The following is a 24,093-nucleotide window of genomic DNA, read 5'->3' on the forward strand; positions in this document are numbered from 1 at the left end:
CTTCACCAAAATTTGCCGAGAACATGGGATTTATGGTGAGGGCCCTCAGGGAGAACTCCTTTTTTAGCCGCATTTTCATCATGGCCAGGGCATAGGCCAGGAAAATACTGTCCTTGCCGCCGGATACGCCAATCATAATATTATCTCCGTTTTCAATGAGCTCAAATTCAGTAATGGCCCGCATCAGCTTGCTGAAATACAGCTGGGGCAGATTTATTTTCAAGCTTTACTCCGCCTTTCTCCATGGGTAAGTTGTTAAAAGAAATGATATAGTGTAACGTGAATTGCCTATTTGTAGACATATGTATATTTGGAATGGAAAAAATGGAAAATTTTCTTGCCAAACAGTATTATTGTATATAAAATAATATTTGATGTCCATATGCGTCAGCAGTGGACAATCATGACTGTATGGAGGGATTATACTTGATAAAAGTATTGGTAAACGGTGCTTACGGCCGCATGGGTCAGGCAGTTGTAAAGGCTGTGCTTGAGGACAAGGACCTGGAGCTGGTGGGCGCTGTTGATATAGTGGGTGAGGGGGATGCTGGTGAAGCAGTGGGCCTCCCCAGCTGCGGCGTAGCCTTTTCCAGGGATTTGCAGGCGGCTATTGATGCTGTACATCCCCAGGTAATGGTGGACTTTACCGTTCCTGATGTGGTTTTTGGCAGCGCACAGCTGGCCCTTAACAATAAGGTGGCACCGGTAATCGGTACAACCGGTCTTTCTGATGAGCAGAAGCAGGAGCTGGCCGCTTTGGCCCAGGCCAATGACACGCCGGTATTTATCGCTCCTAATTTTGCCATAGGGGCCGTGCTGATGATGCAGATGGCTAAGCAGGCCGCCAAATATATGCCGGAGGTGGAAATAATCGAGCTTCATCACGATAAGAAGCTGGATGCTCCTTCCGGTACGGCTCTTCAGACGGCAGCTCTTATTTCCGAGGTTCGGAAGGCCCATGTTCAGGGAAATCCTGACGAGAAGGAAAAGGTGGCCGGGGCCCGGGGGGCTGATGTGGATGGTATGCACATTCATAGTGTACGTCTGCCAGGCTATGTGGCCCATCAGGAGGTAATTTTCGGTGGATTGGGTCAGACCCTGACCATTCGCCACGATTCCCTTAACCGGGACTCCTTTATGCCAGGGGTATGCCTGGCTGCCAAAAGCATTTTAGGCCATAAGGGACTTATTATTGGCCTGGATAAATTTATGGATTGAGGTACAGCTTATCCGTATGCAAAGCAAACACCTTCTCCCTCAGGGGAAGGCTTGACTATATAGGGGGAAATAAAATATGAAGGATTATAATGTTGCAATTTTGGGTGCCACTGGTGCCGTTGGTCAGGAATTTTTAAATCTCATTGAGGAGCGCCGGTTCCCCTTTGCCAAATTAAAGCTGCTGGCCTCCAAGCGGTCTGCCGGCAAGAAAATTCAGTTTATGGGGAAGGAATATACGGTGGAGGAGGCCACGGAAAATTCCTTCGATGATGTTGATATTGCCCTATTTGCCGGTGGCTCCATCAGCAAGACTCTGGGCCCGGCTGCGGCCAAGGCCGGTGCGGTGGTTATTGATAATTCCAGTACCTTCCGGATGGATCCGGAGGTTCCTCTTATTGTTCCTGAGGTAAATCCGGAGGATATTTCCTGGCACAAGGGAATCATCGCCAATCCAAACTGCTCCACCATTATTATGGTAATGGCCCTGAAGCCGCTCTATGACGTGTCCAAAATTAAGCGGGTGGTTGTGTCCACCTATCAGGCTGTATCCGGCGGCGGCAAGGAAGCCATGGCTGAGCTTGAGCAGCAGGTAAAGGATATTAATGATGGCAATGAGGTGGTTGCCAATATTCTTCCTGGAGCATCCCTTAAGAAGCATTATCAGATTGCCTTTAATCTTATTCCTCAGATTGATGTCTTCAAGGATAATCTTTATACCAAGGAAGAGATGAAGATGATTGACGAGACCAAGAAGATTATGAATGACCAGGATATGCGCATTACGGCCACCACTATTCGGGTTCCGGTATATCGCAGCCATGCTGAGTCTGTCAACGTGGAATTTGAGGACGAGGTATCAGTAGAAAAGGCCCGGGAGGCCTTGTCAAAGTTCCCTGGGGTTATTCTGCGGGACAATCCTGATGAGCAGGAATATCCAATGCCTCTGGAGACCTCTGGCAAGGATGATGTGGAGGTAGGCCGTATCCGCAAGGATTATTCCATTGACCATGGTCTCAATTTCTGGGTATGCGGCGATCAGATTCGCAAGGGGGCGGCCTTAAATGCCCTCCAGATTGCTGAATACATGATGGAGCATGATATGATTAAGACAAAATAAAGTAGAGGATTTAGTCTAAAATATTTTCACGGACTACTGCTTGTGGTATATTAATAGCAGTAGTCCTATTTTATTGTTGTAGAGAGGGGAGCTGGCGCATGGGAGGAAAGCAAAAGGAAAAGCTTATTGTGGTGCTGGGCCCTACTGCTTCGGGAAAGACTGGTCTTTCTATTGAATTAGCCAAGCAGTTTAATACGGAGGTTATTTCCGGCGATTCCCAGCTGGTGTACAGGGGCTTTGATATTGGCTCCGCCAAGCCGGATATGCGGGAACGGGATGGGGTGGTGCATCACATGATCGACATTCTGCCGCCGGATGCATCCTTTAATGTGGCGGATTTTATTGGCCGGGTGAAGCCGATTATTACCGATATCAATAATCGGGGGAAAATTCCAATATTGGCCGGCGGCACGGGCCTTTATATACAGTCCCTATTGGAGGGGTATCAATTCAACGAGACCGCCGGGGATGACCGCTATAGGCAGAAGCTGGAAAAATTGGGGGAGGAAAGGGGCAGGCAGTTTCTCCATGATATGCTGCGGGAAGTCAATCCGGAGGCGGCTGAGCGCATTCATGCCAATAATATACGACGGGTTATCCGGGCCCTGGAGGTGTATCAGTTAGGTGGTGAGCAGATTTCCACTGCCAAGGATAATGAGCTGGTGTATGATGCTTATGTGGCGGGGCTTATTTGGCAGCGTCAAGAGCTTTATGATAGAATAAATAGCAGGGTAAATATCATGCTGCAGCAGGGGCTGGCCCATGAGGTCCGCCGGCTGCTGGACAGTGGTATATCACCGGATAGTCAGGCCATGGGCGGCATTGGCTACAAGGAAATGGTTAATTATGTTCGGGGAACAGGCACCCTGGAGCAGGCTGAGGAGGATATAAAAAAGGGAACCAGGCATTTTGCCAAGCGGCAGCTTACCTGGTACAGAAGGATGCCCTATGTTCATTGGTATCATCCGGCCTTTTATCGGGGGCGTGGCTTAGCGGATAATGTTTCCTGGAATATAGCTAGATTTTTCAAAGGTTAATGGGGGGTAATTGTATGACAGCAAAGGTTATCAATTTACAGGACAGTATTTTAAATCAGGTACGTAAGGAAAATATTCAGGTTTCCATTCATCTGATAAATGGATTTCAGATTAAGGGACTGGTAAAGGGCTTTGACAATTTTACCGTGATTATTGATTCCATGGGGAAGCAGCAGATGGTATATAAGCACGCGATTTCCACCATTACCATGGCCAGACCAGTGGAGAATATTACCGGTGACAAGGAAAAGAAGGAATAAGCTATATTATTATGACAGAGAAATTAAGAGGCTTTCAGGTTGTGGAGGCCTATAAGGATCGGGAAATTCATTTGCCAAAGCGGAAAACGGCCAGCAGTGCCGGCTATGATATAGAAGCAGCCGATGAGGTGGTTCTGGTGCCCCATAAGGTGGTATTGGTTCCCACTGGGCTAAAGGCGTATATGCAAAGGGATGAATACCTGGGTATTCACGTGCGGTCAGGGATTTCCGTCAAGTATTCGGTTTCCTGCGTGAACAGTCAGGGGATTATCGATGCGGACTATTATGACAATCCTGACAATGAGGGGCATATTATGGTCCCATTAATTAATCATGGGGATAAGGAGGTAGTTATTTCCAGGGGAACCAGAATAGCCCAGGGCATATTCTACCATTATCTGACGGTGGATGGGGATAGGGCCGGAGCAGGCGGACAGCGAACCGGCGGATTCGGTTCAACGGGAGAGTAAGGAAGTAGTATGGAGCTAGGTATGGATTTGTTTGCAGCGGCTGAACAAAGTGAAAGCAGAAGCTATGAGCCCTTGGCCCAACGGATGCGCCCCCGCAGCTTTGAGGAATTTATCGGCCAGGAGGAGGCTGTGGGCCCAGGTAAATACCTGCGGAAGATGATCGAGAGGGATCAGCTGCCCTCCATGATTCTCTATGGTCCCCCGGGAACCGGTAAAACCACCCTGGCCCAGATGGTGGCCACTATTACCAACAGTAATTTTAAAAAGCTGAATGCCGTATCGGCGGGAATTGGCGATATACGGAAAATTGTGGATGAGGCGGCGGAGGCCCGGAGGTTTTATCAAAAGCGCACCATTGTGTTTATTGATGAAATTCATCGCTTCAATAAAAGCCAGCAGGATGTGCTGCTGCCCTACGTGGAGGATGGGCGGCTTATTCTCATTGGTGCCACCACGGAAAATCCCTTTTTTGAGGTTAATCACGCCCTTTTAAGCCGGGTACGTATCGTACGGCTTTACGCCCTTTCTGACAAGGAGCTGGTCCGTATGATAAAGCAGGCCCTGGAGGATAAGGAACGGGGGCTGGGCCAGCGTCAGCTTGTTATAACTGATGAAGCCTTGGAGGCTATGGCCCAGCTGTCCGGTGGCGATGGGCGGATGGCCCTGAATTTGCTGGAACAGGCGGCAGCCATGATCGATGACAACAGCGAAATCAACATTGAGCTGCTGCAGGCCATTTTTGGTGAGCGGATTCAGAATTACGATAAAAAGGGGGACAACCACTACGACACGGTGTCCGCCTTTATAAAAAGTATGCGGGGAAGTGACCCAGATGCGGCCATTCACTATTTGGCCAGAATGCTGGCGGCAGGGGAGGATCTGAACTTTATTGCCCGGCGGGTGGCTATCTGCGCCGCCGAGGATGTGGGCAATGCGGATCCCTTTGCCCTGGTGGTGGCCATGGCCGCGGTGCAGGCCGTTCAGTTCGTGGGGATGCCTGAGGCCCGTATTCCTTTGGCGGAGGCGGTAACCTATGTGGCATCGGCTCCCAAGAGCAATGCGGCCTATATGGCCATTGATGCAGCTCTGGCAGATGTGCGTCATCGTAACTGCGGACCGGTGCCGGAACATCTTAGGGATGCCCATTACAAGGGGGCAGCCAAGCTGGGGCATGGTATAAATTACAAGTATGCCCATGATTTTCCATATCATTTTGTGAAGCAGCAATATCTTCCAAATGCCCTTAAGGGTGTTACATATTATCATCCCACTGCTAATGGTAGGGAAGGAAGAATTGGTGAATATCTGAAGGCCTGTTGGCCGGAACGGTATAAATAAAAGACTTTTAGGGCGGCCAGGGGGCCGTCCTTTTGAATTTGAGAATATTCTTCATAAAATGGAAAAAATAGGCTATCTGCGGTATAATATTTTAGTTAGACATTGATGTAAAAAACGGTTTTTTAGATTGGATTGAGATTTTTGAAGCGATTGATTGTAAATGCTGACGATTTTGGTCGGCATGAGCTTATAAATAAAGGGGTAGAGCAGGCTGTGGAAAAGGGTATTTTGCGTTCTGCCACCTTGATGCCTGGAGCCAAAGCCTTTGATTCAGCGGTGGAAATTGGTAAAAGCCACCCTCAGCTTGGCGTGGGAATACATTTTACACTGGTTAATGGATACCCAGTATTGCCACCATCCGAAATTCCTTCTCTGGTGACGGAGGAAGGGGTATTTGTGGATGATCATACAGCTTTTGTGAAGAAGCTGGTTTCTGGTCATGTCAATATGCAGGAGGTTCGTGCAGAGCTAAGTGCCCAGCTGAGAAGGATGGAAAATACGGGTCTTAATCTGACCCATGTGGATAGCCATCAACACATGCACACACTGCCCGGCGTGATAAATGTGGTTTTGGATTTGGCAAAGGAGGCTGGCATTAGGGCAGTCCGTATACCAAAGGCACCTCTTTTCAGCGGTGAGTTTGGGGGTATAGGACAGCTTATTGGCCGCCTTGGACTGGGCACCCTGGCACGGCTGGCCGGTGGGAAGGCTCATTCCAGGGGATTGGCATATCCCGATTATTTTGCAGGCATAGTGGCCGGCGAGGCCGTATCTGAGGCGGCTCTCCTTAAGATAGTCAGTGATTTAAAGGAGGGTATCACCGAGGTGATGATGCACCCGGGCACTGACAACGGGCAGCTTATTCCGGCTACGGGCTGGGATCACGATTTTGAGGCAGAATATCAGGCCATGACCTCCCCGGCGGTTATGCAGCTTGTTAAGAAGCATCAGGTAGAAATCGTCAATTTCCGCTCGTTGTATAATTAGATATATTTTAAAAGGGCAGCTGATTCATCCTTTTGATGAACCGGCTGTCCTTTTTAAATTGAAAAATATGGTTCTTGCTTATTCTCTTGCCTGAAGGAGTATAGGATTAAGAAGCTCCTCCTGGGGGGTAACGTATAAGGTGCTTTGGTTGGTGAATATTACAAAGCCCGGCTTTGCCCCGGAGGGCTTTTTCACGAAGCGGCAGCGGGTGTAGTCCACTGGTACCTTGGAGGAGTTGGCTGCTTGAGAGAAATGAACTGCCAAATAAGATGCCAGGAGCAATGTATCCTCGGAGGGGTCCTCACCGTCACAGCGGATAATTACGTGGGATCCGGGAATCTCCTGGGTGTGAAGCCAAATGTCCCCCGGGTTGCTTATCTTAAAGGTAAGACGGTCATTTTGATAATTGTTTTTGCCCACCAAAATCACGGTACCATCCGGTGCCGTAAAGCTGAAGGGCTGGGATTGCTTAACTGAGGCGTGCTTTTTAAGGCTTTCCCTCAGAATACCATTGCTGATAAGCTCTGTTTTTATATCGTTGATTTCTGCCAGACTGGTGGAGGCTTCCAGAGAGGTCTCAATGGATGCCAGGTATTTTATATCCTCCAGACATTTTTTTAGCTGCTGCTCCAGCAGCTCCTTGCCCCGTTTCAGCTTGTCGTATTTTTTATAATAGGCCTGCACGTTTTCGCTGACGGACAGGCGCTGGTCCATGGTAATGGAAATGGCTTCACCGGTCTCGCTGTAAATATTCATCACCGTTACCACAGCATCCGCCCGATCCTTCAGCTGATATTGGTAGGTCATAAGATTGTCGGCCTTGATGCGATATTCCTCCGCATTGTCCGCTGTGGCAATATCCTCCTTAAGCTTGTCCACCTTATGCTCCGCCCGGTTCAGCTCATTTTTTATCAGCTTCTTAAAGCGTTCCCGGTCAGGCAGCTGAAAGCTGCCGGCAATACTGGAGGCCTTGGCCAGCATTTCACTTATGGTACTAAATTTTATGACGGTGTCGTTAATGTAATAATGAAGGGGGAAGGAGGCAGTGGCCAACAGCTTATGATTGGCATCCACCACCAAACAGGCCTCTCCGCAGGGTTCTGTAAAGGCTTCCTTAATTTCTGTCAGGGCATTCCTCAATGAAGTGAAATCACTGTCCTCCAGCTCAGATACCGGCTGATTGTGGGGAAGTCCTGCTGAAAAAGCGGCTTCCTTGGCGGTAACCGGTCCAAAGCCAAGACAGGTGTCTAAAATGGCCTTGCTCAGCTTTAGCTCCGGTTTATTCTGTATGGAGGCTATAACGTCATCCATGGTGCATTCCAGAAGATTCAGCTTATTTTGTACCGGCGGCAGCACGTAGGGGTCGCCGGGGAGAAGGGTTCTTATACGGCTGGAATTAGTCCCCACCCGTCGCAGAACATCTATAATATTTTCCTCCTGAACCAAAATAATATTGCTGTATTTGCCCATGAGCTCCACTACCAGCGATTTGGTGACAATCTGTCCGCCGGCAGCCAGTACATCCATGTCCAAAATAATAATGCGGTCCAGGCTGTACTGGTATACCCTGGCAATTCGGGCTGTTTCTATATGCTTGCGGAGTACCATGCAGAACATGGGTGGCTCCGGCGGGTTGTCCGGGGCCCGTTCAATAAGGTGAACAGCGGGATTTTGGGGATTTATTGAAATATGTACCAAAAGATTTCTGCCGGGCTGCCTTACTGATAGGATAACCGACTGCTTATTGGGCTGATTAATCCTGTCTATTCGGCCTCCAGTGATGGCCCGATCAAGCTCAATGGCCAGGGGATGCATAGAAATACCATCTAAACTCATATGAGTAGACCTCCATTTTATGAGATTTATCCGATGCTGACGGGTGCTAAGACTCCATTCTCTTAAGTTGGAGTAAAGATCCTGATGTTAAGGATATCATTTTCATCTTTTATGGTCAAATTCCCCATTCTATTGTTAGGGAGGAGAATGTTAAGGAATATCTAAAAAATTTATATAAAAATTTAGGTATAAATTTTAGACAGAATTTTATATAAAATACAGACAATATCCCATTACCCATTGTTTCTATCTGAAAATTCAGATAAATTACCCAACAAATACTCAAAGCTTGGGTAAACAATAAAAAATACCGGATAAAATACTAAAATTTTATTGAAAAATTTATATGTAAAAGCTATAATAATCATGAAAAGAAAAAGAAGCGGAATAGGGCAACGAGGTTGTCAGTAAAAATAGGATGTAAAAATTTGTATTTAACTTTGTGTGATTTTTATAGGGGGAAAAGACATGGTAAAAATTAAATTGGGCTATGCACCTACCAGACGCAGTATTTTCAGTGCACCGGATGCCATCAAGTATCGTGGGCTGACCCGTCAGCGCTTAGAGGAATTGGGTGTTGAGTTCGTTGATATCGATGATATTAACGAGGAAGGGCTCCTTTACGACGAAGAGGATCGCCTGAAAATTGTGGAAAAATTTAAGCGGGAAAAAATCGATGGCTTGTTCTTGCCCCATTGTAATTTTGGCACGGAGTATTTATGCGCCCGCCTGGCCAAGGATATGAATGTTCCGGTACTTCTGTGGGGACCTTTGGATGAGCGTCCGGAGCCCAATGGCGTACGCCTGCGTGATACCCAGTGCGGTCTGTTTGCAACGGGGAAGGTGCTCCGTCGTTTCCAGGTGCCATTTACTTATATGACCAACTGCCGTCTCAGCGATCCGGTATTTGAGCGGGGTCTCCGTGATTTCTTGGCAGTATGTAATGTGGTTAAGACCTTCAGAAGCATCCGCATCCTTCAGATTGCCCCACGTCCATATGATTTCTGGACCACCATGTGCAATGAGGGGGAGCTGTTGGAGCGGTTTAACATTCAGCTGGCTCCTATTCCAATGCCTGAACTGATGGATGCCGTAAAGGCAGCCAAGGAAGAGGGAACCCAGGTTCAGCAGGTGGTGGCCTATTGCCGTGAGAAAATGGAAATCAAGGTAAAGGACGATGAATTGGAGAATGTTGCTGCTCTTAAGGTAGGCATGTCCAACCTCATCAAGAAATACGGCTGTAATGCGGCAGCCATTCAGTGCTGGAACGCTCTCCAGTCTGAATTGGGCATTATGCCATGCGCCGCCAATGCCCTGTTAAATGATGAGGGAATTCCGGTGGTTTGTGAGACGGATATTCACGGTGCCATCACTGCTTTATTGGTGGAGGCTGCCGGTATGGGTGAGACCCGATCCTTCTTCGCTGATTGGACTATCCGCCATCCTGATATTGAAAATGGTGAGCTGCTGCAGCATTGTGGCCCATGGCCAATTTCCATTGCCAAGGAAAAGGCCCAGCTCACGTATCCGTTGGCCTTTGACCATCCAGGTTCATTGACCGCTGAGGCCCGCCACGGCGATGTTACCCTGTGCCGCTTTGATGGCGACAACGGCGAGTATTCCATGCTGCTGGGTAATGCCAAGGGCGTTGAAGGCCCACGGTGTATGGGAACCTATCTCTGGATTGAGGTGGAAAATATTAAACGCCTGGAGGCCAAGGTGGTTGAGGGACCATATATCCACCATTGCGTAGGTATTCACAAGAATGTAGTGCCTGTACTTTATGAGGCATGTAAATATATTGGGGTAAAGCCTGATCTTTACGACCCAATAGAGGAAGATGTTAAGGCGTATTTGAGAGGTGAGTAAGCTATGAATCTTGAAGCAAAGGCTTTGGATATCCGCAAGGATATTGTTGAATTGATTTATAGGGCAGGCTGTGGTCATATTGGCGGTGACCTTAGCGTTACGGATATTTTGGTAGACCTGTACTATAAGCAGATGAATGTGGCTCCGGACAAGATGGATGACCCCAATCGGGATCGTTTTGTACTCAGCAAGGGCCATTCCGTGGAGGCACTGTATTGTGTTTTGGCTGATCGGGGCTTTTTCGACAAAAAGGAGCTTTTTGATACTTATTCCCAGTATCTTTCCAAGTTTATCGGCCATCCAAACAATAAGGTAAATGGTGTGGAAATGAATACCGGTTCCCTGGGACATGGCCTGTCTGTAGCCGTTGGTATGGCTATGGCCGGCAAAATGGATAAACGGGATTACCGGGTATATGCCGTTATGGGCGATGGTGAGATGGCAGAGGGCTCCAATTGGGAGGCTGTTACCGCCGGTGCCCATTATAAATTGGATAATTTGACGGCCTTTGTTGATCGTAACCGCCTGCAGATTTCCGGTACTACCGAGGAGGTTATGACTGCTGATGAACAGGAGGAGCGTTGGGCCGCCTTCGGTTGGAATGTTATCTCCATTCCAGGCAATAATATAGATGCCATTGATAACGCAGTGGAGCTGGCCAAGCATACCAAGGGCAAACCAACGGTAATTATTGCCAACACCACCAAGGGTTGTGGTGTTTCCTTCATTGAAAATAAAGCAGCATGGCATCACAAGGTTCCTACTGAGGCTGAATACCAGCAGGCCATGAAGGAGCTTGATGAGAGGAGGGCCCAGTTATGAACAAAATAGCTAATAAGCAGGTAATAAATGACGTTTTGCTGGAGGAATCCGCCAAGGATAAGGATATAATCGTATTGTGCAGTGATTCCAGAGGCTCGGCCGGTATGAAGTCCTTTGCCGAGGAACGGCCGGAGCAGTTTGTGGAGGTGGGTATCGCTGAGCAGAATTTGGTAGGTATTTCCGCCGGCCTGGCGTCCTGTGGCAAAAAGCCATTTGCCGTATCACCGGCCAGCTTCCTGTCCACCAGAAGTATGGAGCAGGCCAAGGTGGATGTGGCCTATTCCAATACCAATGTAAAGTTGATTGGTATCAGCGGCGGCGTAAGCTACGGGGCCCTGGGTATGACCCATCATTCCGCAACGGATATTGCCACCATGGGCTCCATGCCTAATATGCGGGTATATCTTCCCAGCGACCGGTTCCAGACAGAGGCCTTGGTGCGAAGCCTGTTAAAGGATGACAAGCCGGCATATATCCGCATTGGCCGCAATGCCGTAGAAGATGTGTACGAGGAGGGCAATGTTCCCTTTGAGCTGGATAAGGCAACCCTGGTTAAGGAGGGTACGGATGTTACTATTATCGCCTGCGGTGAGCTGGTGGGAGATGCCAAGGCGGCAGCTGAGGAGCTGGCCGGCAAGGGAATTTCCGCAAGAGTTCTGGATATGTATTGCGTAAAGCCGATTGATAAGGACGCTATTATCCAGGCTGCCAAGGACACCAAGCTGATAGTTACCGTGGAGGAGCATACCATGTATGGTGGTATGGGCTCCATGGTAGCCCAGATTACCGCCGCCAATGCACCAGTAAAGGTCATTAACCTTACCTTGCCGGATGCACCGGTGGTAACAGGTAAATCGCGGGAAATCTTTAAATATTACGGTCTGGATGCAGAGGGGATTGTTAAAACAGTAACGGAGCAGCTGTGATATGGCCAAATACATTTTAGGAATTGATCAGAGCACCCAGGGCACCAAGGTTCTGCTCTTTGATGAAAATGGCAGGGCTGTATGCCGGGTGGACAAGAGCCATCGTCAGCTAGTGGATGAACGGGGCTGGGTGGAGCATGACCCTATGGAAATATGGCAAAACCTTCTGGAAATTACCAGGGAGCTTTTGGCAGAAACCAAGGTCAGCGGCCGGGATATTGCCGCAGTGGGCATCAGTAATCAGCGGGAAACGGCCATGGCCTGGAACAGTGAGACCGGGGAGCCGGTGTACAACGCCATAGTTTGGCAATGTGCCCGGGGTGCCGCCATTTGTCAGAGGCTGGACATGGATGGCTTTGGTGACCTTGTAAGGAGTCATACCGGCCTGCCCTTATCCCCATATTTTTCGGCGGCCAAGCTGGCCTGGATAGTGGAAAATGTGGCCGAAGCCCGGGCCTTGATGGAGCAGGGTAAATTGGCAGTGGGTACCATGGATAGCTGGCTGGTGTATAAGCTTACCGGGGGTAAGAGCCATAAGACGGATTTTTCCAATGCCTCCCGCACGGAGCTGTTTAATATCAATACTCTGATGTGGGATGAGGAAATCTGTAGGGCCTTTGGCATTAAGCCTGCGGCCCTGCCGGAGGTATGTGAGTCCAACGCCCTATATGGCACCACTGATTTTGACGGAATACTAGAACAGCCAGTGCCTATTCATGGTGTATTTGGTGATTCCCATGCTGCCCTTTATGGACAGGGCTGTCATATGCCGGGGATGATAAAGGCCACCTACGGTACAGGCTCTTCCGTCATGATGAATATCGGTGACAAGCCTATTGCCAGTCAGAAGGGGTTGGTTACCTCCCTGGCCTGGAGCCTTGATGGGAAGCCGGAATACGTGCTGGAAGGCAATATAAATTATACCGGGGCATCAATTACCTGGCTGAAGGACAATGTGGAGCTCATTGAAAGTGCCGGGGAAACGGCGGCCTTAGCCAAGGAAGCCAATCCGGCGGATAAAACCTATTTTGTACCGGCCTTTTCCGGTTTGGGAGCTCCTTATTGGGATAGTGAGGCTACCGGTATGTTTACCGGCATTACCCGGGTAACGGGGAAGGCAGAGCTGGTAAGGGCGGTGGTGGATTCCATAGCTTATCAGATTGCCGATATTGCTGGCCTGATGGAGGAGGAGTCCGGCAAGACACTGAAGGCCCTCAGAGTAGATGGAGGACCTACCAAAAATCAGTATTTAATGCAGTTCCAGGCCGATATCCTTGACCGGCCGGTGGAGGTTCCTGATTCCGAGGAGCTGTCTGCCATGGGGGCTGCCTATGCCGCAGGAATTTCTGTAGGAATTTTTGACAATAAGAAGGTTTTTGACGGTATATCTCGAATAAAATACATGTCAGGTATGAGTCAGGAGCAACGCATTCAGCTGAAGGCAGGCTGGAGAAGCTCAATTGATAGGGCCTTGGCCCGTACTTGATATTATAACGCCATTGTTCAAATTTTTCTTCTTTAGAAGAAAAATCTTCCAATTAGCGTTTCAACGAGCTGGGAGATATGCTCGCCAGCTGTTGTAGTTTGTTTTCCCCACCTAAAGAGGTGGGGGACATCTTAAAGCTCGTTATAGGATTTAGCAGGGAGCCTAAACCTGATAAATCATAAACGTTTTCCAATTATATCTTAAAGGAGGAAAAAAACAAGATGGGTAAGTTTAAGAAGGTTTTGGCGTTAGCAGCATCTCTTTGCATGATGATGATGCTCATCGCAGGCTGCGGCGCAGACAAGAAGGCAGATAATGCAGGAGATAAGACTGCACTTAAGGGTGGCGGTTCCAACATTATTTACATTATCACTCCTTCCCATTCCAATCCTTTCTTCAAGACTGAGGCTGATGCAGCCGCAGCTAAGGCAAAGGCACTTGGTTATGAGGTAAAGATGGTTTCCCATGATGATGACGCTACCAAGCAGTCCGAGCTGTTCGAGAATGCAATTTCCGACAAGGCAGCCGCTATCATCTGCGACAACGCAGGTGCAGATGCAACTGTAGCAGCTGTTAAGAAGGCTCGTGAGGCTGGTATCCCTACCTTCCTGATTGACCGTGAAATCAATGCCAGCGGTGTTGCAATCTCCCAGATTGTAGCCAACAACTATCAGGGTGCAAAGGCTATTGCTGAGGCATTCGTAGAGAAGATGGGCGAGAAGGGTGAATATGCTGAGCTCCTCGGCAAGGAGTCCGATACCAATGCAGGTGTTCGTTCCAAGGCATTCCATGAGGTTATTGACCAGTACAAGGATATGAAGATGGTTGCACAGCAGACTGCTAACTGGGAGCAGACCGAAGGCTTCCAGAAGACTGAGACCATTCTCCAGTCCAACCCTAATATCAAGGGTATTATCTGCGGTAATGACACCATGGCTGTTGGTGCTGTAGCTGCTGTTAAGAATGCAGGCCTCCAGGGTAAGATCGCTATCATCGGCGTTGATGGCTCCGACGAGGCTGCTGCTGCTATCAAGGCTGGCGATATGACCGGTACTGCACTGCAGCAGGCTGCCAAGATTGCTGAAATGGCTGTTGAGCAGGCTGACAAGTATCTGAAGACTGGCTCCACCGGTCTCGATGAGAAGCAGCTTGTTGACTGCATTGCAATCACTGCAAAGAATGTTGACAAACTCAAGACTTTCGTGTACAAGGAGTAATCCTTAGGGTATTAACAAGCAAGGGTGAGGGTGGACAATAGGCGGTTCACCCTTTTTCCTTAAAAATTGGAAAACGAGGAGAACACAATCATGAAAAAGAGAATTAGTTTGATTTTTATGATCTGTCTGGTAATGGTATTTTCTCTCACCGGCTGTGTAAAGGTCGTACAGATTGGCCATGAGGATGAAATTACCGGTAATAAGGCATTTAATGCTGCTGAATCCGTGGAGGCAATCTGGACCTCCCAGGCGGTGCCTGAATTGAAGGAAAAGGCTGTGGAGCTGCCAAAGCTTCTTACAGAGGCCAATGGTACCCTGAAATCAGTGGCAAAAAAATATGGCAAGTATTCCATGGGTGATTCCGGTGAATTGAGCTTTGTGGTAAAGGGCAAGGGCCAGGTTACCGAAATCAACACGGAAAAGAAGGCAGGCTACATGGTGGTTAAGCTGGATGGCTATGATGGACCAATGGTGGTCAAGCTCCAGATTGGCAGCGTATTCAAGGGAGCAGCTATCCGTGACAGCCTGAGCTTTATTAAATATGAAGATTACACCAATCAGGTTGATTGGGCTAAAATATCCCAGAGCATTCACGATGTTGTGGCAAAGGACGTAATTGCTCCGGCCAATGTGGCAGAATTGCAGGGTAAGACCATCGAATTTACCGGTGCCTTCACTGCAGATAAGCCGGATGAAATTCTCGTAACCCCAGCAGAGTTAATTGTGAAGTAAAGGAGGCAGCTGCAAATGGCAGTCAATATAACAAATGGGCCTGATGTCTGCCTTCACGCAGAAAAAATCAGCAAGATTTATCCGGGTACCAAAGCCTTGGATCAGGTTTCCTTCAATGTGTACAAGGGGAAGGTAAATGTACTGATTGGCGAAAATGGTGCCGGTAAATCCACCCTAATGAAAATTATTGCCGGAATTGAGCAGGAATCCGAAGGTGAGCTGTTCATGGGGGAGGAAAAGGTTCATTTTGATGACGTTACTGAGGCCAGAAACCATGGTATCGGTATTATTCATCAGGAACTGAATTTATTCCCCAATCTGGCCGTTTATCAGAATATTTTTATGGCCAAGGAGCGGAAAAAGGGTGCCATTGGCATGGATAATGCATATCACCTGAAGGAAACCAAGCGGATAATGGAAAAGCTTCAGCATCCAATTGATCCATATACTATCGTAGGTGATCTCCGGGTTGGTCAGCAGCAGATGATTGAAATTGCCCGTAATCTGATTCAGGATGACCTGAAAATCCTGATTATGGATGAGCCAACCTCTTCTCTGAGCGAGCAGGAGGTACAGGTTCTCTTTAAGATTATGCGGGAGTTGACCGCCGAGGGAATTTCCATCGTGTACATTTCCCATCGCCTGGAGGAAATCATGCAGATAGGTGATTATGTTACCGTTCTTCGTGATGGCAAGCTGGTGGACAGTGCCGCTGTTAAGGATATTGATATTTCCTGGATCGTCCAGAAAATGGTGGGCAAGGGCAAGAGCTATCCTAAGCGGGCCAGCAATATTGACTGGTCCAAGCGGGAGACTGTGCTGGAGGTCAAGGACCTATCCCTGCCCAAGAAGGGCGGCGGCTGGCTACTGGACAAGGTCAGCTTCAAGCTGAAAAAGGGGGAAATTCTGGGGATTTACGGCCTTATGGGGGCTGGGCGTACCGAGGTCTTTGAGTGCATTATGGGCCTGCGTCCGGAGCATACCGGTGAGGTTATTCTCAATGGTGAAACCCTACAGATTAACAGCATTACTGAGCAGATTGACCGTGGCTTTGCCCTTGTTCCGGAGGACAGACAGCGTGAGGGCCTGGTTCAGACCATGGATATCGGCAAAAACCTGTCCCTGTCCAGCCTGAAAAATTATGCCAAGGGGATTTTCCTCAAGAGCGATGAGGAAGAGGCCAATATAGATAACATCATTGACGAAATCCACATCAAGGTGGCTGATAAACGCCTGCCAATACTTTCCCTGTCCGGTGGTAACCAGCAAAAGGTGGTAATTGGCAAGGGTATCATGACTAATCCAAAGATTCTTCTTCTGGATGAGCCATCCCGCGGTATTGATATCGGTGCCAAGACCGATGTATTTGAGATTATGAATCATTTTGCCGATGCCGGTCTTTCCTTGTTGGTGGTTTCCTCAGAGCTGGAGGAGATTAAATCAATTGCGGACCGCATCATTGTCCTTTCCAATGGCATCAAGACTGCCGAGCTGGCAGGGGATGAAATCACAGAGGACAGACTGGTTATGGCTTCCTATGAGGGGCATAATACTGGGAAGAAGCATTAAAGAAGGGTGGATAAAGTAAAATGTTTAAAGATAAAACATCATTGATGATGACCCTCCTGAAGGGCCGTACCTTGATTGTATTGGTACTTTTGCTGATTTTCTTCAGCGTTGCAAACGATAATTTCCTGTCGACCAATACCCTGCTGTTGTTGGCCAAGCACGTGGCCCTGTACGGTATTTTGGCCATCGGCATGACCTACGTCATAATTACGGGTGGCATCGACCTGTCGGTAGGTGCCGTGGTGGGGTTGGCCGGCATGATTGCCGGCGGCATGATTCAGAATGGTGTAACCCTCCAGTTCGCCGGAGTAACCCTTTATTTCAGCGTTCCTATGGTGGTTATTCTTACCATTATTGTGGGTGCCTTTATCGGCTGGCTCAATGGTATTATTATTACCAAGTTTGGTGTAGCACCGTTTATCGCCACCCTGGGTACCATGTACATGGCCCGTGGCTGGGCAATGCTTCACTCCAATGGTGCCACCTATTCCAGTCTGGCTGGTAATGAAGCCCTGGGAAATACCGGCTTCAGCTTCTTCGGCAGCCGTATTGCCGAAATTCCGGTTGGTGCCCTGATTTTGGTGGTTATCGCCATCATTGCCCATATCCTTTTGAAGAAAACCGTATTTGGCTGGCACATTTTCGCCATCGGTGGTAATGAGAAGGCTGCCAAGCTGTCCGGTGTCAAGGTTGATAAGGTAAAGATTCTGGTATATATTTTCTCCGCCGTATGTGCCGCTATAGTAGGTCTGATTACTGCCTCCCAGCTGGAGGCCGCTCATCCGGCCACCGGTGAGACCTGGGAAATGAACGCCATTGCGGCTGCCGTATTGGGCGGTACCTCCATGGCCGGTGGTATTGGTACAATTGGCGGAACCATCGTAGGTGCCTTCGTTATCGGTGTTATTTCCGATGGTATGGTTATGTGTGGTGTATCTGAGTTCTGGCAGATGATTATCAAGGGCCTCGTAATTATTCTGGCCGTTATCATTGACCAGTTCCAGCGTAACATGGAGGCTAAGATGGCCCTTCAGGCACGTAATGAGTCCAAGGATTAATTTAGATAGATAGAAAGCGATGAGGCGATTGTTATGAAAAAGACTGGAATTTTAAATGCGGACCTTTCCTATCTGGTAGCAGGCTTGGGACATAAGGATTTAGTAATGATTGGTGATGCAGGTATGCCTATTCCTGAGGGGGTTACCATTGTGGATATGGCCCTGGTTCCGGGAGTTCCAACCTTTAAACAGACCCTTGATGCCCTGCTTACAGAAATGGAAGCAGAGTACTATTATCTGGCTGACGAAATGGATGAAAAAAATCCAAATTTAAAGGCATATGTTGGTGAAAAGCTGCCGGGCATTGACCATGAATCCATGCCCCATGATGCATTGAAGGAGTTTTCGGCCCAGGTGAAGTTTGCAATTCGTACCGGTGAATTTAGTCCTTACGCAAACGTGATTTTGAGGGCTGGTGTTGTATTCTAAGGGGACGGCTATGAAGGTAAACATAAAGAAAATCAGTGAATTATCCGGATTTTCTGTAGCAACGGTTTCCAATGCCCTTAGTAATAAGCGGGGAGTAAACAAGGATACAGCGGAAAAAATCATCAGGATAGCCCGTGAAAACGGCTATATAAAGGATGAAAAAATCAAGCGTATCAAGATGGTTACTTACCGTGACAGCGGAGAGGTTTTTAACGAATCACCCTTTTTTTCCACCCTGCTGGACAGCATAGAGGCTGAAAGCAGGCGATCGGGCTACGATGTATCAATTGTAAATTTATATCGGCACCACAACGATTTTGAGGATAATGTACGGGAGCTGTTAAACGACACAACCTCAGCGGTATTGCTGGTGGGTACCGAAATGAATGAGGAGGATGCCCACATATTTACCAATGCCGACCTGCCCCTGGTAATGGTGGATAATTATTTCGAGTCACTGAATTTTGATACCGTCCTTATGGATAATGAGGATTCGGTGGCAAAGGCTGTAAATTACCTGCTGGAGAATGGTCATACCAGTATAGGCTATCTCCAGGGGGACACCCGTATCAGAAATTTTGTGGCTAGAGGCCGGAGCCTTCGCCGTACACTTTGGGAAAATGGGCTGGCCCTGGACTCCAATATGGTCTTTGACGTTCAGCCCAATGTGGTAGGGGCCTTTGAGGGATTAAACCGCTACATTGCCCAGGGCAGGACCATGCCCACCGCTTTTTTTGCCGATAATGACATGATTGCTTTAGGGGCTATGCAGGCATTACAGAAGAATGGTTTTTCTGTACCTGACGATGTATCGATTATCGGCTTCGATGATATTACTTTGGGGGAGGCCTTCTCGCCCGGGCTGACTACCATCAGCGTTGATATCAAGGCAATGGGCCGGTTGGCAGTACGACGGCTGATCGAGCAGATTCAAAACCGTGACGATGCCCGTTCCTGCACCAGACTGTACAATAAGCTGGTGGTAAGGGGCAGTGTTGCTAAATTGAACCCCACGAGAAAGGGTGCTAAGTCTCTCCCCTTTTAGGTGGGAGAAAAGCCCCCATAGCTGACACTTTTCCATGGGACGTATTAACCAATAGGCTTTGCTTCTTGGATACGTCCGCAAAGCTCTGGATTAATTCGACTACATTCACTGGGCGTATAAATCTCCTGCTGAATAAGTCTCATTTAAAAGATAAGGTGATATGAATGAAAATAGCAGTTATCGGTTCCACCAATATGGATGTTGTCTCCTATACGGATAAGATTCCGGAGGCTGGTGAAACCAGAGAAGCAACAGGCTTTCACACGGCCTGTGGCGGCAAAGGGGCCAATCAGGCTGTGGCTGCCGGCAAATTAGGTGCTGATGTTATGATGGTTACCGCCATTGGCGATGATCTATTCGGCGAAAAATCCATGGATAACTTTTTGGAGAATAATATTAATACCGATTATGTGTGGACAGCTACCGGTGTAGCCAACGGTGTTGCAACTATTCTGGTGGATGAATCCTCCCAAAATCGCATTCTCATCCATAAGGGGGCCAATGCCTGCCTTACACCTGAGGTGGTGGAGGATGCCGAGGAGGCCCTTCAGGAATGTGGACTTATTGTATTACAGCTGGAGGTGCCCTTGGAGACGGTTTATGCCGCCATTGATATAGGCAGAAAGCATAATGTTCCGGTTCTTCTCAATCCGGCTCCCGCCACTAAGGAATTGTCCATTGAAAAGGCCTGTCTCTGCGATTTCTTCGTTCCAAATGAAACGGAGCTGTCTATCCTTACCGACATGCCAACCAATACCCTGGAGGAGATTAGGGCAGCGGCTCAGACCTTGGTGGACAAGGGCTTGAAGAATGTAATTGTTACCATGGGCTCCAAGGGCTCCATGTGGCTCACCAAGGAGGATTATCTGGTGGTTCCTGCCGTCAAGGTAGAGGCAGTGGATACCACTGGTGCCGGTGATTCCTTTATCGGCTGCTTCGTGGAAAATTATTCCCGTACCGGCAATATTCCTGAAGCCATGCAGGAGGCCTCCCGGTACGCTTCCCTTAGCGTAACCCGCAAGGGCACCCAGGATTCCTATCTCACCAGGGAGGAATTCGATAAGCTGAAGAAGTAAACAGCATACCATGGGATAAAATGCACACCTGTTGTACTGGGTATGGCTCAGTAAGCAGGTGTGTTTTTTATTCAAGTGATTTTGAAGGATTAAAATAATTTTTGTCGAAAAATGACGTTAGGTACATTAATAGGCACCAGATTGGTTAAGGTAATGCTGTTTGCAGATGAGGGGGAATAATATGAAATTGTTCAAGAGAATCGGAGCATTGCTGATAGGCGCATTAATGAGCATTGGGACAGCATTGGCTGCAGCTATGCCACCGGAGCAGCAAATTGATATTTTGGCGCAAAATATTATAGGGAGTAATGGATGGTTGGTTGAACCGTTATACGATGCGAACTGTGATAAATGGTACTATGCGGTTACCGATCTTAATCATGATGGTAGCCTGGAAATATTAAAGGCAAAAAGAGGATTTAATAATGATATTGTTCAGCTTCAATGCGATGAGCTGGTGGAGGGCAAGGGAATACGCCATGTGGATATTAAGCTGAAGGACGGCAGCTATAACCATATACCGGATATAATGTCTGGTGAATCGGCAAAGCAGCCAGGGGTAGTCTATAATCCAAAGACCAGGGAGTATTATTACATATTTAATGAAGTCATTATGCACAGTGAGTTTGAATCAACAACAACCCTGTATGCAATATCCTTGGATAAGACTTTGTCCATTGAGGCACTGGCGTCCATGATATGGCGGCTTAGTGGTTATGACGGAACTGTAACACATTTGTTTTATCGGAATAATCCATTTCCGGAAGCCATCAGTCAGGAGCAATACAAGGCTTGCATAAAGGAACGGTTCCCGGATTGTACGGAAGCCGGAGGACAAATAAAATGGTATTCGGCAGATGAAGTATATGATTACATGGATATGGATAAGGTAAATCAGCTGCTGATGGAGTCCTATAAGGAATTTAGATAGGCTGTGGCCAGAAGTAAAGGTGGAAATCTCACTTTGAGAGGTTTTCACCTTTTTGGGGAAATTATATTGACATCGTGACGTTTTTAGAATATCATAAAAATGACACGAGGTCATTTTTATGTAAAAGCACAATATGCCCAAGGGGATATACATAAGGAAATATTCCTAAAGCATGAATAACTAACTGTAGAGCACAGGAAAGGAATGGGTATCCATGAAACGTAGAGATTTTTTAAAGCTGACAGGCGTGGGTATGCTTTCTGCTATGGCAGTGAATTACGGCATTGTACAGGCAAAGGATAGGGGACAGGGCGGACAAAAGACAAATATGTCTATAGAACTGCCTAAAGGCAGAAGGGTGGATGGAATGCAGTGTGGTGGATATGTACGAAACCGACAGCTTTGAAAGCTTCATCTTGAAAATTGACCACACCTTTGCCGAGGAAAGGGTGTTAAATGATAAAGGAAAGCTGGATTATCATGTATTGAAGCCTGTATTGTTTGAGATGCCTACCTACGAATTTATAAAAACCGGGGAAGTGCTGGGCAAGTGCCTTTCCTTTGCCGACCAATACAAAAAATAAGGGAAAAGCCATAGGCTTGGAACTGATGGAAAGGTAGCGTGATTTGAAAATGTGGAAAGCAAAAAGCAGATTGTGCAAAATTCTGTTTGCCGGCTTTGTGGGCACCTGCATTACCCTATCAAGCTGGTCAGCTCTGGCGGCTGAAGCATGGCAGCTGCCGGATTACGGAATGATTATGGCTGATAAGGAAAAACAGGCCTATGTGGCAGAGAAAATGGGCAAGCTTTTTCAGCCGAGGGCTAACCTGCCCAAAACGGCAAGTGGACAGACTAAAAAGAGTAATTTCGCTGCTCCCAATGGCTGGGAATATAAAGTCCTTAACCTGGGGAATTTACCTGTGGAGCAATTAAATAATCCTGCTGCCACCTCCCAGCGTATCGTTTTGCAATTTCACGGCGGTGGTTATATAAATTCCCTGGGGGATGGACATCGCCTGTTCTGTGTAAAGCAGATGGTACTTACTGACGCAAGGTCAGGCTATATTGTGGACTATAGAACTGCACCGGAAAATACCTATCCTGCAGCCTTGGAGGATGCCATCAGGGCTTATGAGAATATTTTGGCTAAGGGAGCTGACCCTCGGGATATTGTGGTATTTGGGGATTCGGCCGGGGGAAATCTGGCCCTGGAATTGTCTCTCTACCTGCGTGAGCACAATATGCCTCAGCCAGGTGCCATGGTATTGGCTTCTCCCTGGGCCACCTTTGAAACTGATTTGCCATCCCGCAATGAAAATGCTGATAGAGATTTGATACTGGGAAAAATCAATCCCCGTATGTATAATGAAATTCTTAATCCCTCCTATGGAAAAGGTCTTTCCCCCAATGATGTACGTTTGTCGCCCATGTATGCCAATCTGGCAGGTCTGCCGCCAATGCTGATACAGGCCGGCGGCTATGAGCTGTTTTTAGATGAAAGCATTGCCTTGGCCCAAAAGGCTGCAGCTGACGGTACGGCGGTTACCCTTACAGTCTATCCCGGCATGTCCCACGATTTTGCCCTTCTCCTGCCGGAGCTGGATGACAGTGTGAAATCATTTAAGGAAATCCGGGATTTTGTGGACCGGTATATGGAAAAATGATAAATTGACAATGTGTCAGTTATTTTATATCATAAATGGGACGGAGACAGGAGGCTGTCCCAGGCAGAATTCACCTAATTTCAGGGAAAGCCCCGGACAGCACCTGTATAAGCTTTCATCATATGATGTTAGGAGAAGGACATGCCAAAGGTTACAGAGGAATTTTTGCTGGCGAAGCGGGAGGAAATCATTGATGCCTGTGCCCAGCTGTATGAGACAATGAGCTTCAAGGATATAACTATTAAAGAAATAGCCAATGCCACCTCCCTTAATCGTACTTCAATATATAACTACTTTGATACAAAAGAGGAAATATTTCTGGCGTACATGCAAAAGGAGTACGAGCTTTGGATCGAAGACCTGGAAAAGCTGTGCAGGAACAACAAGGAGCTTTCCAGGGATGAACTGGCCCATAAGCTGGCCCAAACCCTGGAACGGCGCGGAAAGCTGCTGAAGCTGATGACCATGAATCACTTTGATATGGAGGGCAACAGCAGATATGAAAGCCTTGTGGAATTCAAAAAGGTATATGGCAATTCAATAAGGACGGTAAAAAAGTGTCTTGATAAGTTTTGTCAGGATATGACCGAGGAGGCAAAGCAGGACTTTCTGTACGTATTTTTCCCGTTTATTTACGGTATTTATCCCTATGTGGAGATTAATGACAAGCAACGGGAAGCCATGGAAGAGGCCGGAGTGGGCTTTGTATATCACTCAGTATATGAAATAAGCTATAATTGCCTAAAAAAACTATTAGGTTCTGAAAAAAGCTAATGACGTGAGCTTATCTGGTGGGAGTTATCGCCTCCCACTGGATAAGAAAAAAATTTCTTTTTAATAGACAACCTGTCGTTTTTTTACTACGAAATCTTAGCGAAGCAAATCCAAAGGATGCAGATAAGCTTTAGATTTCGTGTAAGGGCGTAGTGCAAAATATCATTTCGTACGTAGTGTATTATTAAATAATATGGGGGAATTCACATGAAAAAACTGCCAAAAATTGCA

Annotated in this window: 24 protein-coding genes and 1 pseudogene; 23 read left to right on the top strand and 2 right to left on the bottom strand. The window is 47.6% G+C overall.

Features of this window, described 5'->3' with window-relative positions; translation table 11 throughout:
- Positions 1–223, bottom strand: a pseudogene (locus Q0Y54_RS04595) (tRNA 2-thiocytidine biosynthesis protein TtcA); the annotation flags it as partial.
- A 203-nt stretch (positions 224–426) separates the two neighbouring features.
- Here Q0Y54_RS04595 and dapB point away from each other — a divergent pair.
- From dapB to Q0Y54_RS04630, 7 genes are all read left to right on the top strand, one after another.
- Entirely contained in the window at positions 427–1,218 is a 792-nt protein-coding gene (dapB, locus tag Q0Y54_RS04600) for a 4-hydroxy-tetrahydrodipicolinate reductase (protein WP_297964759.1), read from the top strand.
- Between the two features lie 76 nt (positions 1,219–1,294).
- The gene (locus tag Q0Y54_RS04605) at positions 1,295–2,335 is read left to right on the top strand and encodes an aspartate-semialdehyde dehydrogenase (RefSeq protein ID WP_297964761.1); all 1,041 of its coding nucleotides are present in this window, start codon (positions 1,295–1,297) and stop codon (positions 2,333–2,335) included.
- A 98-nt stretch (positions 2,336–2,433) separates the two neighbouring features.
- On the top strand, positions 2,434–3,372 hold the full coding sequence (gene miaA, locus Q0Y54_RS04610; protein ID WP_297964764.1) for a tRNA (adenosine(37)-N6)-dimethylallyltransferase MiaA: 939 nt from the start codon (positions 2,434–2,436) through the stop codon (positions 3,370–3,372).
- Positions 3,373–3,386: 14 nt separating this feature from the next.
- Positions 3,387–3,632, top strand: a complete 246-nt coding sequence (hfq, locus tag Q0Y54_RS04615) for an RNA chaperone Hfq (protein ID WP_297964766.1) — start codon at positions 3,387–3,389, stop codon at positions 3,630–3,632.
- An 11-nt stretch (positions 3,633–3,643) separates the two neighbouring features.
- Positions 3,644–4,102 carry a dUTP diphosphatase gene (dut, locus tag Q0Y54_RS04620; RefSeq protein WP_297964768.1) on the top strand — a complete coding sequence of 153 codons (459 nt, stop codon included), beginning with the start codon at positions 3,644–3,646 and terminating at the stop codon, positions 4,100–4,102.
- Between the two features lie 21 nt (positions 4,103–4,123).
- Positions 4,124–5,440, top strand: coding sequence for a replication-associated recombination protein A (locus Q0Y54_RS04625; protein ID WP_297964770.1), 1,317 nt, complete (start codon positions 4,124–4,126; stop codon positions 5,438–5,440).
- Positions 5,441–5,581: 141 nt separating this feature from the next.
- On the top strand, positions 5,582–6,427 hold the full coding sequence (locus tag Q0Y54_RS04630; protein WP_297964772.1) for a ChbG/HpnK family deacetylase: 846 nt from the start codon (positions 5,582–5,584) through the stop codon (positions 6,425–6,427).
- A gap of 78 nt (positions 6,428–6,505) precedes the next feature.
- On the opposite strand, the gene Q0Y54_RS04635 is transcribed toward Q0Y54_RS04630, so the two are convergent.
- Positions 6,506–8,263, bottom strand: coding sequence for an NFACT family protein (locus Q0Y54_RS04635; protein WP_297964774.1), 1,758 nt, complete (start codon positions 8,261–8,263; stop codon positions 6,506–6,508).
- 468 nt (positions 8,264–8,731) lie between these two features.
- Here Q0Y54_RS04635 and Q0Y54_RS04640 point away from each other — a divergent pair, with 468 nt between their 5' ends.
- The 16 genes from Q0Y54_RS04640 (at position 8,732) to Q0Y54_RS04715 (ending at position 23,862) form a co-directional block, all read left to right on the top strand.
- The gene (locus tag Q0Y54_RS04640; RefSeq protein ID WP_297964776.1) at positions 8,732–10,132 is read left to right on the top strand and encodes an L-fucose/L-arabinose isomerase family protein; all 1,401 of its coding nucleotides are present in this window, start codon (positions 8,732–8,734) and stop codon (positions 10,130–10,132) included.
- A gap of 3 nt (positions 10,133–10,135) precedes the next feature.
- On the top strand, positions 10,136–10,954 hold the full coding sequence (locus Q0Y54_RS04645; protein ID WP_297964778.1) for a transketolase: 819 nt from the start codon (positions 10,136–10,138) through the stop codon (positions 10,952–10,954).
- Positions 10,951–11,880 (top strand): transketolase family protein, encoded by a 930-nt coding sequence (locus Q0Y54_RS04650; RefSeq protein WP_297964780.1) that lies wholly within the window; start codon positions 10,951–10,953, stop codon positions 11,878–11,880. The genes Q0Y54_RS04645 and Q0Y54_RS04650 overlap by 4 nt, the downstream gene beginning before the upstream one ends.
- Before the next feature lies 1 nt (position 11,881).
- Positions 11,882–13,366: a glycerol kinase gene (locus tag Q0Y54_RS04655; protein ID WP_297964782.1), complete on the top strand. Its 1,485-nt coding sequence runs from the start codon at positions 11,882–11,884 to the stop codon at positions 13,364–13,366.
- Between the two features lie 221 nt (positions 13,367–13,587).
- The gene (locus tag Q0Y54_RS04660; protein WP_297964785.1) at positions 13,588–14,583 is read left to right on the top strand and encodes a D-ribose ABC transporter substrate-binding protein; all 996 of its coding nucleotides are present in this window, start codon (positions 13,588–13,590) and stop codon (positions 14,581–14,583) included.
- A 90-nt stretch (positions 14,584–14,673) separates the two neighbouring features.
- On the top strand, positions 14,674–15,315 hold the full coding sequence (locus Q0Y54_RS04665; protein ID WP_297964787.1) for a DUF2291 family protein: 642 nt from the start codon (positions 14,674–14,676) through the stop codon (positions 15,313–15,315).
- Positions 15,316–15,330: 15 nt separating this feature from the next.
- Positions 15,331–16,884 carry a sugar ABC transporter ATP-binding protein gene (locus Q0Y54_RS04670; protein WP_297964789.1) on the top strand — a complete coding sequence of 518 codons (1,554 nt, stop codon included), beginning with the start codon at positions 15,331–15,333 and terminating at the stop codon, positions 16,882–16,884.
- 20 nt (positions 16,885–16,904) lie between these two features.
- Positions 16,905–17,942 (top strand): ABC transporter permease, encoded by a 1,038-nt coding sequence (locus Q0Y54_RS04675; protein ID WP_039205582.1) that lies wholly within the window; start codon positions 16,905–16,907, stop codon positions 17,940–17,942.
- A gap of 33 nt (positions 17,943–17,975) precedes the next feature.
- Positions 17,976–18,371, top strand: coding sequence for a D-ribose pyranase (gene rbsD, locus Q0Y54_RS04680; protein WP_297964793.1), 396 nt, complete (start codon positions 17,976–17,978; stop codon positions 18,369–18,371).
- A 10-nt stretch (positions 18,372–18,381) separates the two neighbouring features.
- On the top strand, positions 18,382–19,416 hold the full coding sequence (locus Q0Y54_RS04685; RefSeq protein ID WP_297964795.1) for a substrate-binding domain-containing protein: 1,035 nt from the start codon (positions 18,382–18,384) through the stop codon (positions 19,414–19,416).
- Between the two features lie 164 nt (positions 19,417–19,580).
- Positions 19,581–20,492: a ribokinase gene (gene rbsK, locus Q0Y54_RS04690; RefSeq protein WP_297964797.1), complete on the top strand. Its 912-nt coding sequence runs from the start codon at positions 19,581–19,583 to the stop codon at positions 20,490–20,492.
- 181 nt (positions 20,493–20,673) lie between these two features.
- A complete protein-coding gene (locus tag Q0Y54_RS04695; RefSeq protein WP_297964799.1) occupies positions 20,674–21,423 on the top strand; it encodes a hypothetical protein in 750 nt (249 codons plus the stop codon).
- Positions 21,424–21,637: 214 nt separating this feature from the next.
- Positions 21,638–21,829 (top strand): hypothetical protein, encoded by a 192-nt coding sequence (locus tag Q0Y54_RS04700; protein ID WP_297964801.1) that lies wholly within the window; start codon positions 21,638–21,640, stop codon positions 21,827–21,829.
- The gene (locus Q0Y54_RS04705) at positions 21,786–22,007 is read left to right on the top strand and encodes a hypothetical protein (protein WP_297964803.1); all 222 of its coding nucleotides are present in this window, start codon (positions 21,786–21,788) and stop codon (positions 22,005–22,007) included. The genes Q0Y54_RS04700 and Q0Y54_RS04705 overlap by 44 nt, the downstream gene beginning before the upstream one ends.
- 49 nt (positions 22,008–22,056) lie before the next feature.
- The gene (locus Q0Y54_RS04710) at positions 22,057–23,088 is read left to right on the top strand and encodes an alpha/beta hydrolase (protein ID WP_297964805.1); all 1,032 of its coding nucleotides are present in this window, start codon (positions 22,057–22,059) and stop codon (positions 23,086–23,088) included.
- A 141-nt stretch (positions 23,089–23,229) separates the two neighbouring features.
- Positions 23,230–23,862 (top strand): TetR family transcriptional regulator, encoded by a 633-nt coding sequence (locus Q0Y54_RS04715; RefSeq protein ID WP_297964807.1) that lies wholly within the window; start codon positions 23,230–23,232, stop codon positions 23,860–23,862.
- Positions 23,863–24,093 lie beyond the last annotated feature (231 nt).

The organism is uncultured Anaerovibrio sp., from assembly GCF_947302755.1.
Taxonomy (GTDB): Bacteria; Bacillota; Negativicutes; order Selenomonadales; family Selenomonadaceae; genus Anaerovibrio.

Excerpts from the sequence above, each read along its gene's own strand:
- rbsK (WP_297964797.1), top strand. The coding sequence starts at position 19,581 with ATGAAAATAGCAGTTATCGGTTCCACCAATATGGATGTTGTCTCCTAT.
- hfq (WP_297964766.1), top strand. The coding sequence starts at position 3,387 with ATGACAGCAAAGGTTATCAATTTACAGGACAGTATTTTAAATCAGGTA.
- Q0Y54_RS04685 (WP_297964795.1), top strand. The coding sequence starts at position 18,382 with ATGAAGGTAAACATAAAGAAAATCAGTGAATTATCCGGATTTTCTGTA.
- Q0Y54_RS04705 (WP_297964803.1), top strand. The coding sequence starts at position 21,786 with ATGGAATGCAGTGTGGTGGATATGTACGAAACCGACAGCTTTGAAAGC.
- Q0Y54_RS04715 (WP_297964807.1), top strand. The coding sequence starts at position 23,230 with ATGCCAAAGGTTACAGAGGAATTTTTGCTGGCGAAGCGGGAGGAAATC.
- Q0Y54_RS04665 (WP_297964787.1), top strand. The coding sequence starts at position 14,674 with ATGAAAAAGAGAATTAGTTTGATTTTTATGATCTGTCTGGTAATGGTA.
- Q0Y54_RS04655 (WP_297964782.1), top strand. The coding sequence starts at position 11,882 with ATGGCCAAATACATTTTAGGAATTGATCAGAGCACCCAGGGCACCAAG.
- Q0Y54_RS04710 (WP_297964805.1), top strand. The coding sequence starts at position 22,057 with ATGTGGAAAGCAAAAAGCAGATTGTGCAAAATTCTGTTTGCCGGCTTT.
- Q0Y54_RS04695 (WP_297964799.1), top strand. The coding sequence starts at position 20,674 with ATGAAATTGTTCAAGAGAATCGGAGCATTGCTGATAGGCGCATTAATG.
- Q0Y54_RS04625 (WP_297964770.1), top strand. The coding sequence starts at position 4,124 with ATGGATTTGTTTGCAGCGGCTGAACAAAGTGAAAGCAGAAGCTATGAG.
- Q0Y54_RS04635 (WP_297964774.1), bottom strand. The coding sequence starts at position 8,263 with ATGAGTTTAGATGGTATTTCTATGCATCCCCTGGCCATTGAGCTTGAT.
- miaA (WP_297964764.1), top strand. The coding sequence starts at position 2,434 with ATGGGAGGAAAGCAAAAGGAAAAGCTTATTGTGGTGCTGGGCCCTACT.
- Q0Y54_RS04670 (WP_297964789.1), top strand. The coding sequence starts at position 15,331 with ATGGCAGTCAATATAACAAATGGGCCTGATGTCTGCCTTCACGCAGAA.
- Q0Y54_RS04675 (WP_039205582.1), top strand. The coding sequence starts at position 16,905 with ATGTTTAAAGATAAAACATCATTGATGATGACCCTCCTGAAGGGCCGT.
- Q0Y54_RS04640 (WP_297964776.1), top strand. The coding sequence starts at position 8,732 with ATGGTAAAAATTAAATTGGGCTATGCACCTACCAGACGCAGTATTTTC.
- Q0Y54_RS04605 (WP_297964761.1), top strand. The coding sequence starts at position 1,295 with ATGAAGGATTATAATGTTGCAATTTTGGGTGCCACTGGTGCCGTTGGT.
- rbsD (WP_297964793.1), top strand. The coding sequence starts at position 17,976 with ATGAAAAAGACTGGAATTTTAAATGCGGACCTTTCCTATCTGGTAGCA.
- Q0Y54_RS04700 (WP_297964801.1), top strand. The coding sequence starts at position 21,638 with ATGAAACGTAGAGATTTTTTAAAGCTGACAGGCGTGGGTATGCTTTCT.
- Q0Y54_RS04650 (WP_297964780.1), top strand. The coding sequence starts at position 10,951 with ATGAACAAAATAGCTAATAAGCAGGTAATAAATGACGTTTTGCTGGAG.
- Q0Y54_RS04645 (WP_297964778.1), top strand. The coding sequence starts at position 10,136 with ATGAATCTTGAAGCAAAGGCTTTGGATATCCGCAAGGATATTGTTGAA.
- dut (WP_297964768.1), top strand. The coding sequence starts at position 3,644 with ATGACAGAGAAATTAAGAGGCTTTCAGGTTGTGGAGGCCTATAAGGAT.
- Q0Y54_RS04660 (WP_297964785.1), top strand. The coding sequence starts at position 13,588 with ATGGGTAAGTTTAAGAAGGTTTTGGCGTTAGCAGCATCTCTTTGCATG.